This window comes from Streptomyces fuscigenes, assembly GCF_021556455.1.
Lineage (GTDB): Bacteria > Actinomycetota > Actinomycetes > Streptomycetales > Streptomycetaceae > Streptomyces > Streptomyces fuscigenes.
On sequence record NZ_JAKGCV010000009.1, the window covers coordinates 14,404 to 27,719 of the forward strand.

The window sequence follows — 13,316 nt, forward strand, 5'->3', positions numbered from 1 at the left end:
GTGTTACTCCAGGCCTTCCTGGTGCGGATGGTGAGGACGAGGCTGCACGGGAAGGCCGCGCAGCACTCGCAGGGCAACGCCGTGGAGGCGGATACCCACGGAGACGGCTGCGGTGGACCATGGCCGGCGCGCAACGACGCGCAGGAGCTCGCGCCGCGTGGCGGGTCGCCGGGTGCCACGCACGGTCGCGGTGAACGCCCTGCCGGCCTGCCGGTCCAGATGAACGGTCAGCGACAGCCGGTCACCGGGCTCCGGCAGGAGCATGGTGTACCCGCCGTCGACGGGAAAGAAGGGCGAGACGTAGAAGTCCTTGTCGACGGTGGCGCGCCCGTGGTCGTCGGTGCGCAGCAGATAGCAGTGCCGCTCGCCGTAGGTGTTGTGCACTTCCGCGACCACGCATGCCGTGGAGCCGTCCGGGCGATGGCACCAGTACAGCGTCAGCGGATTGAACACGTGGCCCAGCACGCGGGCGTGCGCCAGCATCACCACCCGGCCTCCCGCGAGGTCGATGCCGTGCGACGAGAGGAACGCATCGAGTCCGGCGCGGATCGTGGGCCTGTTGCCGCCGAAGTGGTCGCGCCCTTCGAAGCGGGCCAACGAGCGCATCCACCGCGGCAGCACGGGGGGCTGATCCGGGTCGATCAGCCAGAGGTAGGTGTGCGCGCGGAAGGAATAGCGGCGGGGGGAGAGCCGCACATGGCCGATCGTGCACGGATACAGCGCGGGGACCGCGGGCGGTGCGGGGTCGCTCGGCTCGGGGGCCTCGGGCGAATACGCCGGGCGCGTGTTGCCGGTCTCCCGGGTCACCAGGCCACTCCCATCGACGCGGCGGCGACGACGCCCGAGCGGCAGCCGTCCTCGTGAAAACCCCAGCCGTGGTAGGCGCCGGCGTAGGCAGTCGTCCCGGTGTTGAGCTCGGGCAGGTGACGCTGCGCCTCGACGGACTCCGGCGTGTACACGGGATGCTCGTAGTCCATGGCGGCGACGACCTGGCCTTCGTCGACGAGGTGGCCGCCGTTGAGAGTCACCACGTAATGCTCGGGGGAGTCGAGGCGCTGGAGGCGGTTCATGTCGTAGCTGATCCGCACCGCGGACGCGTCGGCGGAGCAGCCCGGCAGGAGCATGTTCCACGATGCCGCGGCGCCCTCCGCGCCGGGCAGGAGCGATGTGTCGGTGTGGAGTTGGGCAGGGTTGCGCGCGTAACGGAAGGCCCCGAGGGTCTGACGTTCCGCGTCGGTCGCGTCGGTCAGCATTCGCAGCGCGTCGCCGGGGTGGACGGCGATCACGACCCCGTCGTAGGGCTCGGCGCGGCCGTCGTCCGACGTGACCGTCGCACCCTCGGAACCCCGGGTGAGGGCCCGGACGGGAGACGACGTGTGGACGTTGCCGAGCTGCTTGGCGATGCGCTCCACATAGGCCCTCGACCCGCCGCTCACCGTGCGCCAGGTCGGGGAGCCGCCCACGGACAGCAGGCCGTGGTGGTCGAGGAACCGGAACAGATAGGAGGCGGGGTATCGCAGCGCCGTCCGCCCGTCGCAGGACCAGACCGCGGAGACCAGGGGGGTGATGAAGTGGGCGACGAAGTAGGGGGTGAAGCCGGCAGCGTCGAGGAACGCGCCGAGGGTGACGGCCCGACTTGCTCCGTCCGAGCGGGGTCGGGTCGGCCGACCGCCTTGGTGCGACTGCTCCGCCTCGTTCCGGAGGAGGCGACGGGCCGCTCGGTGGAAGCGGGGTATCTCGGAGAGCATGCGGAGATAGGCCGGCTTGAGGGCGTTGCGCGGCTGTGCGAGGACGCCGCGCAGGCCGCGCGCGCCCGCGTACTCCAGGCCGCATCCCTCGCAGCGCACGGACATGCTCATCTCGGACTCCTGGGTCCCGACGCCCAGCTCGCCGAAGAGACGGAGGAGATACGGGTAGGTGCGGGCGTTGTGGACGATGAACCCGGAGTCGACATGGTGGATCCGGCCGTCCGCCGAGGGCACGGCGTGCGTGTGGGCGTGCCCGCCGAGCCGGTGGTCCGCCTCGTAGAGCGTCACCGCGTGGCCGCCCCGGCGGAGAATGTAGGCGGCCGTCAGTCCCGCCACTCCACTGCCGACGACGGCCGTCTTCCGTGCCGCTCCGCTCATCGCTCGCCTTCCCTCCGGGGCGGCCGGGTCGCGCCCCTCACGTGGAATCTTCGGAGCGGAAGGAGCTGAGGACTGGTCCGGATCACACTCGGGTCTGTATCGCGTCGATGAGTTCATCCGGTCGGGTGAATGACCAATCCCGGCCCGCGGTCGCGCCGAATGGCGGTCGTGACTGGAGATACGGAAGTCGACGCGCGGAAGGACCGCCCCGGGCGCCGGGGTGGCCGGGCGCTGCGCGTCCTCATGGGCTCGGCGAGCGGTGCGGTCGCCGGTTTCGCGGCGCTCGCCGTGGCGGAACTCGTCTCGGCCGCCGTGCGGCCGGAGGCCAGTCCCGTCACGGTGGTCGGCGGCGCAGCCGTCGACCGGACCCCGCCCGAGCTCAAGGACTTCGCGGTCCGCCACTTCGGCACCGAGGACAAGGCGGTGCTGCAGTTGGGCATCGTGGTGGTGCTCGCCCTGTTCGCCTTCGCGGTGGGGGCGTTGGCCGTTCGGCACCGGCGGATCGGCGCCGTGGTGGCGCTGCTGTTCGGCGTCGTGGGCGTCGCCGCGGCGGTCACCCGGCCCGACGCCCGCCCTTCCGACGTCCTGCCGTCCGCGGTGGGTGGGGTGGTGGCCGGCTGCTTGCTGTACTGGCTCGTCGGCCGCGTCCCCGGCGTTCCGGCCTCCACTGCCGTCGGCGCGGGGAAGGCCGCGAGCCTCTCCGGCGGCGGCGGCGCGGCAGGCACGACTGCGTACGGGGACCGGTCGGGCAGGGCGCCACGGGGCGCCTCTCGAAGCACGCCCGAGCACGGGAACGACGCGGGCCGGACCTCGGCCGGCGGGCTCCCGGGCCCGACCGGTGCGCCTCTCGCGTCCGGCAAGGCCGCGTCCGGCAAGGCCGCGTCGGGCAAGGCCGAGTCCGGCAAGTCCGAGCCCGGGAAGGTCGCGTCCGGGACGGCCGAGGCGGAGACGGTTGAGCCCGGGAGGGTTGAGCCCCGTGCGGCTGAGCCCGAGGGCGCTGAGTCCGGCGTGATCGGGCGCGGGGCGTTCGACCGCCGGGGGTTCGTCGTGGCGGCCACCGCGGCTGCCGCGGTGTCGGCCGGGGCGGGCGCCCTCGGGCGGCACCTCAACGCCGACAAGCTGGCGGCGGAGGCGGCCGACCGTGCCGACATCGTGCTGCCGCGTCCGGTCTCCACGGCTCGGCCGGTCCCCGCGGAGGCGCACCCGAACGTGGCGGGGCTCAGCCCCTTCGTGACGGCGAACAAGGACTTCTACCGGGTGGACACGGCGCTGGCGGTGCCGCACGTGGACGCCGGGGCCTGGAGGCTGCGCCTGCACGGCAAGGGGGTGCGGCGGCCGGTGACGTTCACCTTCCAGGACCTGCTGCGCCGGGACCTGATCGAGCGGCACATCACGCTCACCTGCGTGTCGAACCAGGTCGGTGGCCCCTACGTCGGCAACGCCCGCTGGATCGGAGTGCGCCTGGCCGACGTGCTCAAGGAGGCCGGAGTCAGGCCGCCGTCACAGGGCGGCCCCGCCGACCAGCTGGTGGCCCGTTCCGTGGACGGCATGACGATCGGCTCCCCGGTCGAGACGGTCATGGACGGCAGGGACGCGCTCCTCGCGGTCGGCATGAACGGCGAGCCGCTGCCGTTCGCCCACGGTTTCCCCGTGCGGATGGTGGTGCCCGGCCTGTACGGGTACGTCTCGGCCTGCAAGTGGCTCACCGACCTCGAACTGACCACGTTCGACGACTTCGACGCCTACTGGGTCAAGCGCACGTGGTCGCGCGAGGCGCCGATCAAGACCGAGTCCCGCATCGACACGCCGCGGCCCTTCGCGAGCCCGAAGGCCGGCGTCGTGCCCGTCGCCGGTGTGGCGTGGGCCCAGCACCGGGGCATAGCGCGCGTCGAGGTCCGCGTCGACGGCGGGGCCTGGCACGACGCCGAGCTCGGCGCGGAGGACACCAGCGACACCTGGCGCCAGTGGGTGTGGCCGTGGAAGGCCGCCTCCGGCAGCCACACCCTGGAAGTCAGGGCCACCGACCGCACGGGCCACACGCAGACCGAGCATCGCGTCGGGACCGTGCCGAACGGTGCCACCGGCTGGCATTCGGTGGTGGTCGCCGTGACGTGACACCACTGCCCCGCGCCCGCCGGAACCGCCGCGGTCCGGTGGCGACTTCGATCCCCAACGGTCCCGGGCCGGCGGGCCTCACCCCGTTCCGGGTCCCCCGCAAGACCAACCCCCCTCTGGGTGCACGACCCGTGCGCCGCATACGAAAGAGAGTCCACATGCGTACCAACCGTTTCCAGCGCACCGCCGTCCTCGCTGCCACCGCGCTGGCGCTGCCGGTCGTCCTGACCGCGTGCTCCAGCGACAACGGCAAGGACAGCGGCAGCTCGGGCGCGTCCGCCGCGTCCTCCGCGCCGATGCCTTCGAAGTCGTCCATGTCGAGCCAGTCGAGCACGATGGACAAGCCCTTCGGTCCCGCGTGTGCGTCCGTGCCGAAGAGCGGCGCCGGAAGCTTCAACGGCATGGCGCAGGACCCGGTCGCGACGGCCGCGTCGAACAACCCGGACCTGTCGACGCTGGTCACGGCCGTGAAGAAGGCGGGCCTCGTCGACACCCTGAACAGCGCCAAGAACATCACCGTGTTCGCGCCGACCAACGAGGCGTTCGCCAAGATCCCGAAGGCGCAGCTGGACAAGGTGCTGAGCGACAAGGCGATGCTGACGAAGATCCTGACGTACCACGTCGTCGGCCAGAAGGTGACGCCCTCCCAGCTCGGCAGCGGCTCCTTCACGTCGCTGGAGAAGGAGAAGGTCATGACGTCCGGCTCCGGCGAGTCGTTCAAGGTGAACGGCGCCTCGAACATCGTCTGCGGGAACGTGCCGACCTCCAACGCCACGGTCTACATCATCGACAGCGTGCTCATGCCGAAGATGTGAGCACCGAAGATGTGAGCACCGGCGATGTGAGTACCGGAGACGTGAGTACCGAGGACACAGGTCCCGGGGACGCACGCGTCGACGACGCCGGCACCCGAGAGTAGGCAGCTGGGGGCCTCGAACCGAGGATGCTCGAACGCCGGGTACGTGGCACCGCGCCACGCACCCGGCGTTTCGGTGTGCCTGTGTGCCTGTGTGCCTGTGTGCCTGTGTGCCTGTGTGTCCTTGTGTCCGAGTGCGCCGGCGCGCCGGCGCGCCGGCGTGTCGGCGTGCCCGTGTGTCGGTGTCCGGGGCAGGGGGAACAGGCGGGCACCGCGTCGCGGGGCCGGCCCGATTCGGTCCGGACGTGCCACCGCCCTGACCGGTCACTGTCAGGGCCGGGCAGGGCGGATGGTGCGCGCCGTGCGTGTCACGCGCGCCGTGCTTGTCGTGAGTGTCGTGCTTGTCGTGAGTGTCCTGGGGATCTTGTGGTTTGGCGCGAGAGCGGGGCTCCGACGTGTCAGCCGTGGCCGTAGGGCTACCGGTGGTCGATTCGTAGCCGCCGCGACTCGCGGCAGCTGCCGTCGTCAGGCGGGGAAGCGCATCAGCGCCAGCGGGTCGGACGTCGGTGCCGCGGAACCGCCGGCCGGCTCCACTGTGATGCCCATGCCCGACGCCTTGCCGATGTGGCCCGTCAGAAGGACGGCCTGCGAAGGCGAGGCGGAGGTCATGAGTCCGGCGGGCCGCATCGTGCCACCGTCGTCGTACCAGAGCTGGTAGACCTTGCCCGAGGGCGGCTTCGGCAGCCCGGAGGCGATGAACGCGGCCCGGCCCTGGGAGTGCGAGACGACGACCGTGCCGGCGGCCCCGTTGCTCAGCTTGCCGACGGCGGTCCGTGCGTCCGGCGCCGACAGGACGCCGGCGAGGAGGCTGGACTCGTGACGGGCGGCCTGGGCCTGGGCCCGGGCGTCCTGCGCCTCGCTGTGCTGCCAGGCCGCAACGCCGCCGAAGGCGGCCGCCGCTGCCACGCAGGCGGCGAGCGCCCACCGCGCCAGCGCGCGCCTGCGCCGGTCGTTCGCACCGGGCCTGCCGGGCTGCGGGACGGCGGGCGGCAGCTGGCGCTCGGTCGCGACGAGCTGCATGACGCGTTCCTTCATGATGCTCGGCGGGACCACGGACACGGCGAGGCCGAGGCGGCCCGCGGTCGCCGACAGCTCGGCCACCTCCTGGGCGCACGCCGGGCACGCCAGCAGGTGCCGTTCGAACTCGGCGCTCTCCGCGGGGTCGAGTGCGTGCAGCGCGTAGGCGCCGGTCAGTGTGTGCAGGTCGGCGGTGGTCATGCCGTCACCCCCAGGCAGTCGCGCAGCCGGATCAGACCGTCTCTGAGCCGGGTCTTCACGGTGCCGAGCGGCACCGACAGCAGTTCGGCGACCTCGCGGTACAGCAGGCCCTGGTAGTACGCGAGCGTCACGGACTGCCGCTGGAGTTCGGTGAGCGTGCGCAGGCAGCGGCGCACCTGTTCGCGTTCGAGGCGGGCCTCGACCTGTTCGGTGACCTCGTCGAACGACGGGGTGCGCTCCAGCAGCGCTGCCTTCTGCTCGCGGTCGCTCGCCGCCTGGACCGAGCGGACGCGGTCCACGGCGCGCCGGTGCGCCAGCGTCATCACCCAGGTCATCCCGCTGCCCTTGTCGTGCCGGTAGCGGGCGGCCATCCGCCAGACCTCGAGCAGCACCTCCTGCGCGACTTCCTCGGACTGCGCCGGGTCGCGCAGGACGGACCGTACGAGTCCGAGGACGGGGCCGCTGACCATGTCGTAGACGCGGGAGAACGCCGCCTGGTCACCCCGCGCGACCCGTTCGAGCAGTTCCTCGAGGTCGGGTCCCACGGGGACGGGTTCGCCGATGTGAACGGCCTCTTTCACGCGGTTCTCCTCCGGATGTGATGCGTCGCGCGCGGCGTCGACCGCGGAACGTCAACGCACATTCGTTGCGGCAGCCGAACGGGATTGGTCCGGGCACGGCGCGGCCGGCCCCCCGGCTTGTTCCGCCGGGCGGCTTGCGTCCGCCGCTCTGCTCCGTCATGCCGGCCGGCGTATTCGGTCCCCGTACCCCGGTGCCGGCCGGAGTCCGTGCGGAGCACGACCCCGAGTGTCGTGCGGAGCACGACCCCGAGCGCACCTACCCCGTCCTGAGCGGCGGACTCCTCGCCGGCACGTGCCTCCGGCCGGTGTGCGGGGGCAGGGGACACGTGATGACTCGTTGGGTACGGTGGGACACGCAACGTGACAGGTGGGTGGACGGGCGGGGCGCATCGGGTCGATCGGCGCCGGGCCCCGACCGACAGGGGAGGGAGCCCGCAGCACATGAGTGGTCACGACGCGTCGGCGTCCGGCGGGAGCGGGGGGCTGGTCGTGGCGCCCGCGTCGGCGGCCGAGTGGGCCCTGGTGGAGCAGTGGGCCGCCGACGAGAACTGGAACCCTGGTCTCCGGGACGTCGCCTGCTTCCATCCGACGGACCCCGGGGGCTTCTTCGTGGGCCGGCTCGACGGCCGCCCGGTGTCCGCGGTCTCGGTGGTCAGGTACTCCGAGGCGTACGCGTTCCTCGGCTACTACCTCGTCCGCCCCGACCTGCGCGGCCGCGGCCTCGGCCGCGCGACCTGGCGCGCCGCGCTCCCGCACGCGGGGAGGCGGACCGTCGGCCTGGACGCCGTCCCGGAACAGGAGCCCGCCTACCGGCGGTCGGGCTTCGCCGCGGCGTACCGGTCCGTGCGGTACGGGGGGCGGCCCGCACCCGTGCGGCCGCCGGGCGAACGGATCGCCGCAGGCGTGGAGCGTGCGGCGCCGGACGGGCTCGACGCCGTCGCAGCGTACGACGCGCCCTGCTTCCCGGCCGGACGGCGCGCCTTCCTCGCCCGCTGGCTCGCCGAGCCCGGGCACGTGGCATACGTACGGATGCGGGGCGGGACGATCAGGGGCTACGGGGTGATCCGCCCGGCGAGGTCGGGCCACCGCGTCGGCCCGCTGTTCGCCGACACACCCGAGGACGCGGGCGCACTGCTCGACGCGCTGCTCTCGCACGCGGATCCGGCGGGGAGCGTCGCCGTGGACGTCCCCGAGGGTCATGCGTCCGCCCGTGCGGTCGTGGAGGAGCGGGGGCTGGCGGCGCAGTGGCACACGGTGCGGATGTACGCGGGCCCCGCGCCGCGCATCGCGTCGGCAAGGATCTTCGGCAGCACCAGCCTCGAACTCGGCTGATCGCCTTGCGGCCATTGCGGCCGTCGCGGCCATTGCGGCCATTGCGGCCGTCGTGGCCCTGGGCCGGCCCGCCCGACCGGATCGTCCGACGATCAGACCGTCTGTTGAGCAGTTCACCTGCTGAGGTGCTGAGGTGCTGAGGTGCTGAGGTGCTGAGCTGAGGTGCTGAGGTGCTGAGGTGCTGAGGTACCGACCCGCGCAGCCGGGAAGAGGCGCCGGGAAGAGGCCGGGGAGCCGGAGAACGGCCGCTCCCGTTTCAGGTGCGGGAGCGGCCGCCGGGGCGGCGCGAGGACGGAGCGGGGGAGCGCTCGCGACCTGCGTCGTTGCCCCCCTTCCTCGTATCACAGAAACGAGCCGGTGATGCCTGCCCGGACCGGACTGGCGCAGGGTCGGCACGAGGCGTGGAAACACGCGGAACGGTGCGGAGCGCGTACGAGGGGGAGCGGTCGCGGCCGGCGGACGGGCCGGGCGTGCCGGACGGGGCGTGCCGTACGGGGCTCCCGGCATGGGCGCCCACCTCTCCTCAGCGGGTCGGCGACGGCCCGGTGCGCGGCGCGAAGCGCTCGCGGTATCCCGTGGGGGTGAGGCCCGTCTGGCGGCGCATCAGAGTCCTCAGGTGGCAGGCCGTACCGAGGCCGCTCGACCGGGCCACCACGTCGAGGCGCACCTCGCCGCGTTCGATCAGCCGGCACGCCAGGGCGACCCGTTCCGCGGTGAGCCAGGCGAGCGGCGTGGTGCCCAGTTCGGATCGGAAGCGCCGGTGCAGGGTCGCGGCGCTGACGCTCGCGTACGCGGCCATGCCGGCGACCGACAGCGGTTCGTCCAGCCGGTCGCGGGCCCACTCCAGCAGGCGTGTCAGTGACGCCTCCGGGACCGCCGGCACCGGACGTTCGACGAACTGCCGCTGGCCGCCCTCGCGGTGGCCCGAGAACACGAGCCGGCGCCCCACCGCGTTCGCCACCTCGCTGCCGTGGTCGAGCGCGATCAGGTGCAGACACAGGTCGAGCGCGGCGGCGCTGCCCGCGGCGGTGAAGACGTTGCCGTCGTGGACGTAGAGGACGTCGGGATCGAGGCGCACGGCGGGGAAGCGCTCGGAGAACAGGTTCGCCCACCGCCAGTGGGTGGTGGCGCGGCGCCCGTCCAGGACCCCCGCCGCTGCGAGGGTGAACGCGCCGGTGCAGAAGCTGACCATGCGCGCCCCGCGTTCGGCGGCCCGCCGCACGGCGCGCACGACCTCGGGGGAAGGCCCGGCCTCGGGGTCGGGACGGTTGGGGACGATGACGGTGTCCGCGTGCTCGGTGGCATCGAGGCCGGCAACGCCGGTCATCGTGAACATCCCGAGGTGCATGTCGACGGCCGGTCGTGCGGCACACAGCGTGAGCTCGTACCAGGCGCGGCCGAGTTCCGGCCTGCGCAGGCCGAACAGCTCGGTGGCCACGCCCAGTTCGAACGGGTTGGAGCCCTCGTCGACGAGGAGCGCCACCGAGTGCGGCGTCGTGGCCGCCGAGGGGTGGGGCGGGCCTCCGGCGTCCGCTGCGCCCGGGGGCTTCGTCCCGGCACCTCGGACCTCTGCGGCGCGGCCCGTGTCGGGACCGGGTCCGTTGCCGGTTCCGTTGCCGGGTCCGATCCCGCCGCCGGCGCGACCGTCCGGGCCGGTGGGCCGGGGCGGGCGGCCCGGGCTCCCGGAAGGGGACATCCCCGGCGGCTGATGCGAGGATCGGAGCGACATATGCGATTCGTATCACTCGTGCGGCTGGACCGCCACGGGGACCATGGCCGCATGACGACTTCGGACACACCGAACACGCCCGCCCCGGACGCCACACCCGCCGGCCAGAACACACCAGAGGCCACGGGCACGGGTACGGGCACGGACACGCACCCGCAGGCGGAGACTGAGGCGCCCACGGTCACAGAGGCGGCCACGGTCACAGAGGCGGCCACGGGCGGCGGCGCGGCCCGCCCGCGCGTGCCGATCGGCCTCGGCGAGGCTCTCGCGGGTTTCGAGGACCTGTGGAGTCCGCGCATCGTGACGCGGGTGAACGACTACGACGTCCGGGTCGCCAAGGTGGCGGGCGACCACGTGTGGCACGTGCACGAGACGACCGACGAGTTCTTCCTGGTGCTGGACGGCGAGCTGTCCATCGCTCTGCGCGAGGACGCGGAGCCGGGCGGCGAGGGCGCGGAGCCGGGCGGCGGGGGCACCGGCGGCGCGGCGGTCGGCGGCGGACGGGTGGAGCGCACGGTACGGCTGGAGCGTGGCGCGGTCTTCGTCGTGCCGAGAGGGGTCGAGCACCGGCCGTCGGCGCCCGGTGGCGCGTCGATCCTGATGTTCGAGCCCACCGGGACGCTCTCCGTCGGTGACCGGCACGACGAGCTTCCCGACCACGTGGATGCCACGACGGGACACGCGCTGCACCGCCCGTAGCCGCGTCAGCAGCAGCCGCACCTCGTCCGAAGCCGCCGCAGCCGCAGGCTCGTCCGAAGCCGAAGCCGAAGCCGAAGCCGAAGCCGAAGCCGAAGCCGCACCGCGCGTGGCGGGCCGCGGAGCCGCACCGCCCCTGGGCGCACCGTCCGCCGCCGGGCCCCGCCCGGCCGGGCCTCAGACTCGGGGGAAGCGCGCCTGGAGGTCCCAGACGAGCACGTTGTCGCCGAGGCCCTCGTGCATGTCGGTGAGGTCCTCGACGACGTCGTGGAGGAAGTCGCGCGCCTCACGGCGCAGTTCGCCGTGGCCGAAGGTCAGCGGCGGTTCGTCGCCGGGCATCCAGTCGGCTTCGATGTCGACCCAGCCGAACCTGCGCAGGAACAGCATCCGGTCGCTCGACTCCGTGAAGTCGAGTTCGGCCTGCTGGGCCCGCGAGGCCCGGCTGCCGAGCGGGTCGCGGTCCAGCTGCTCGACGATGTCGCACAGGGCCCAGGCGAAGTCGAGCACGGGCACCCATCCCCAGGCTGTGGACAGTTCCCGGTCGGCCTCGGTGTCCGCCAGGTACACGTCCCCGCAGAACAGGTCGTGCCGCAGCGCCCGGCTGTCCGCCGTCCGGTAGTCGGTCTGCGGGGGATCGGGGAAGCGGCGGGAGAGCGAGTAGCCGATGTCGAGCACCCGCAGATCGTGTCACGCCCGGTCCTGGACCTGCGCCCGGCCCAGCTACCGAGGCCGGTGACCGGCACCACCGGGCTCCCGACTCCGCGGCCCGCGCGGCTCCCGCACGCTGCGCCCCGGCCCCGCCCGGCCCCTTCGCCTGGTCCCACCCCGCGCGGTTCGCCCCGCCCCGCCCCGCGCCGCGCCGGTCCGGCGCGGGGGCCGTCGCGACCGCTTGTCGGATCGTACGATCGGTCGCGTGATCACCCGCAGACTCCGGACGGCCGTCGTCACCGGCCGGGCCGTCGCGGCCGTGCTCGCGGCCGCGGTCGCCGTGGCCGGGTGCGGGGTGAGCGGCGCGCGCCCGGGCACGTCGGGTGTCGGCGACCCCTACTTCACCACCCTCGGCAACGGCGGCTACGACGCACTGCACTACGGCCTCGACCTGACCTACACGCCGAGCGGCACCCATCTCGCCGGAACGGCCGAGATCACGGCCCGTGCCACGCGGGATCTGAGCGCCTTCGACCTCGACCTCGTCGGCCTGCACGTGTCGTCCGCCACCGTCGACGGCGCGCCCGCCGGCGTCGCGCGGACGCGTACGGAACTGACGCTGCGTCCCCGCCGCGCGCTGCCGCGGGGGCACGTCTTCCGTGCCGTCGTGCACTACGCGGGGGTGCCCCGCACGCTCACCGACCCCGACGGTTCCCACGAGGGCTGGCTCGTCTCGGACGGAGGCAGGCGGGTGGCGGCGCTCGGCGAACCCACCGGGTCCATGACCTGGTTCCCCTCGGACAACAGGCCCGGCGACAAGGCGACGTACGACATCGCCGTGACCGTTCCGTCCTCACTGACGGTGGTGTCCAACGGGGAGTTGCGGGCGGAGCGGCACTCCGGCCCGGCGGTGTCCCCGGCCCCCGAAGCCGCTCCCCCCGCCGCGACCGCCGGCCCGAAGGCGACCGACTCCGCCGCCCGCACCATCACGACGGCAGCCACCCCCGGAAGCACCGGAAGCACCGGAAGCACCGGGACCACCGGGACCACCGGGACCACCGCAAGCAGTGGCACCACCGGCACTACTGGCACCACCGGCACTACCGGCACCACCACGTACACCTGGCACATCGCGCAGCCCATGGCGTCCTATCTCGCGACCGTGGCGATCGGCCCGTACGCCCTGCGGCGGACGCGGCTGCCCGTCCGCACCGGCACGGCGCCCGACGGGCGTCCGATCACCGTCCTCGCGGCCGTCGACCCGGACTCGGCAGCGAAGGGCAGGCGGCTGCTGGACGCGCTGCCGGGGATCATGGCGTGGGAGGAGAAGACGTTCGGGCCGTATCCGTTCTCCTCCACCGGAGTCGTCGTCGGACGCTCCGGCCAGGCCGAGTACGCGCTGGAGACGCAGAACCGCCCGTTCCTGCCGGGGCCGGGCGCGACCGCCACGCTCGTGCACGAGATGGCGCACCAGTGGTACGGGGACGCCGTCACGCCCGCCACGTGGCGCGACATGTGGCTCAACGAGGGCTTCGCCACGTACGGCGAGTGGCTCTGGCTGGACAGCCGCCCGGGCGCCGCCCGGGTCCCCCTCGCCCGCAGCTTCGCCGACGCCTACCGCGACCGTGGCAACTGGGCCTTCCCTCCTCCCGATCCGCCGAGGGCCGCCGACATCTCCGCTGCGCCGGTGTACGGGCGGGGCGCCATGGTGCTGCAACGGGTGCGCGAGGTCGTCGGCGATCCGGCCTTCCGGCGCATCCTGCGCGGCTGGTCCCGCACACACCGCTACGGCAACGCCTCGACGGCCGACTTCCTCGCCTACGCAGAGAAGGAGGCGGGCGCCCGCGGACGGCGGCTGGACTCCGAGGTGTGGCGGACCTGGCTCTACGGCACGGTCAGGCCACCGATGGCATGAGTTGGGGAGCCTCACCGGGCCGGGGAGCCTCACCGTCCCC

At 73.4% G+C, this 13,316-nt stretch carries 11 protein-coding genes; 5 read left to right on the top strand and 6 right to left on the bottom strand.

The annotated features are described in order from the left end of the window. Window positions 1-3 precede the first annotated feature (3 nt). Window positions 4-720, bottom strand: coding sequence for a DUF1365 domain-containing protein (locus L1885_RS02485; protein WP_235795294.1), 717 nt, complete (start codon window positions 718-720; stop codon window positions 4-6). A gap of 83 nt (window positions 721-803) precedes the next feature. After that, complete coding sequence (locus tag L1885_RS02490; RefSeq protein WP_235795272.1) at window positions 804-2,126, bottom strand: NAD(P)/FAD-dependent oxidoreductase; 1,323 nt, start codon at window positions 2,124-2,126, stop codon at window positions 804-806. A gap of 243 nt (window positions 2,127-2,369) precedes the next feature. On the opposite strand from L1885_RS02490, the gene L1885_RS02495 reads away from it, so the two are divergent. Both L1885_RS02495 and L1885_RS02500 read left to right on the top strand, forming a co-directional pair. Then, window positions 2,370-4,241: a molybdopterin-dependent oxidoreductase gene (locus L1885_RS02495; RefSeq protein ID WP_235795295.1), complete on the top strand. Its 1,872-nt coding sequence runs from the start codon at window positions 2,370-2,372 to the stop codon at window positions 4,239-4,241. Window positions 4,242-4,399: 158 nt separating this feature from the next. Then, window positions 4,400-5,056: a fasciclin domain-containing protein gene (locus tag L1885_RS02500; protein WP_235795273.1), complete on the top strand. Its 657-nt coding sequence runs from the start codon at window positions 4,400-4,402 to the stop codon at window positions 5,054-5,056. 566 nt (window positions 5,057-5,622) lie between these two features. Here the strand turns inward: L1885_RS02500 and L1885_RS02505 are convergent. Together L1885_RS02505 and L1885_RS02510 are read right to left on the bottom strand one after the other, a co-directional pair. Beyond that, window positions 5,623-6,375, bottom strand: a complete 753-nt coding sequence (locus tag L1885_RS02505) for an anti-sigma factor (protein ID WP_235795274.1) — start codon at window positions 6,373-6,375, stop codon at window positions 5,623-5,625. After that, the gene (locus tag L1885_RS02510) at window positions 6,372-6,956 is read right to left on the bottom strand and encodes a sigma-70 family RNA polymerase sigma factor (RefSeq protein ID WP_235795275.1); all 585 of its coding nucleotides are present in this window, start codon (window positions 6,954-6,956) and stop codon (window positions 6,372-6,374) included. The genes L1885_RS02505 and L1885_RS02510 overlap by 4 nt, the downstream gene beginning before the upstream one ends. Window positions 6,957-7,397: 441 nt before the next feature. Here L1885_RS02510 and L1885_RS02515 point away from each other — a divergent pair, with 441 nt between their 5' ends. After that, a complete protein-coding gene (locus L1885_RS02515; RefSeq protein ID WP_235795276.1) occupies window positions 7,398-8,288 on the top strand; it encodes a GNAT family N-acetyltransferase in 891 nt (296 codons plus the stop codon). Between the two features lie 523 nt (window positions 8,289-8,811). Here L1885_RS02515 and L1885_RS02520 read toward each other — a convergent pair. Continuing rightward, window positions 8,812-9,771, bottom strand: coding sequence for a GlxA family transcriptional regulator (locus L1885_RS02520; RefSeq protein ID WP_235795277.1), 960 nt, complete (start codon window positions 9,769-9,771; stop codon window positions 8,812-8,814). A gap of 486 nt (window positions 9,772-10,257) precedes the next feature. On the opposite strand from L1885_RS02520, the gene L1885_RS02525 reads away from it, so the two are divergent. Further along, window positions 10,258-10,716, top strand: a complete 459-nt coding sequence (locus L1885_RS02525) for a cupin domain-containing protein (protein WP_235795296.1) — start codon at window positions 10,258-10,260, stop codon at window positions 10,714-10,716. A 174-nt stretch (window positions 10,717-10,890) separates the two neighbouring features. On the opposite strand, the gene L1885_RS02530 is transcribed toward L1885_RS02525, so the two are convergent. Continuing rightward, window positions 10,891-11,388, bottom strand: coding sequence for a hypothetical protein (locus L1885_RS02530; RefSeq protein WP_235795278.1), 498 nt, complete (start codon window positions 11,386-11,388; stop codon window positions 10,891-10,893). A gap of 238 nt (window positions 11,389-11,626) precedes the next feature. Between L1885_RS02530 and L1885_RS02535 the strand changes: the two genes are divergently transcribed. After that, window positions 11,627-13,276: a M1 family metallopeptidase gene (locus tag L1885_RS02535; protein WP_235795279.1), complete on the top strand. Its 1,650-nt coding sequence runs from the start codon at window positions 11,627-11,629 to the stop codon at window positions 13,274-13,276. Window positions 13,277-13,316 lie beyond the last annotated feature (40 nt).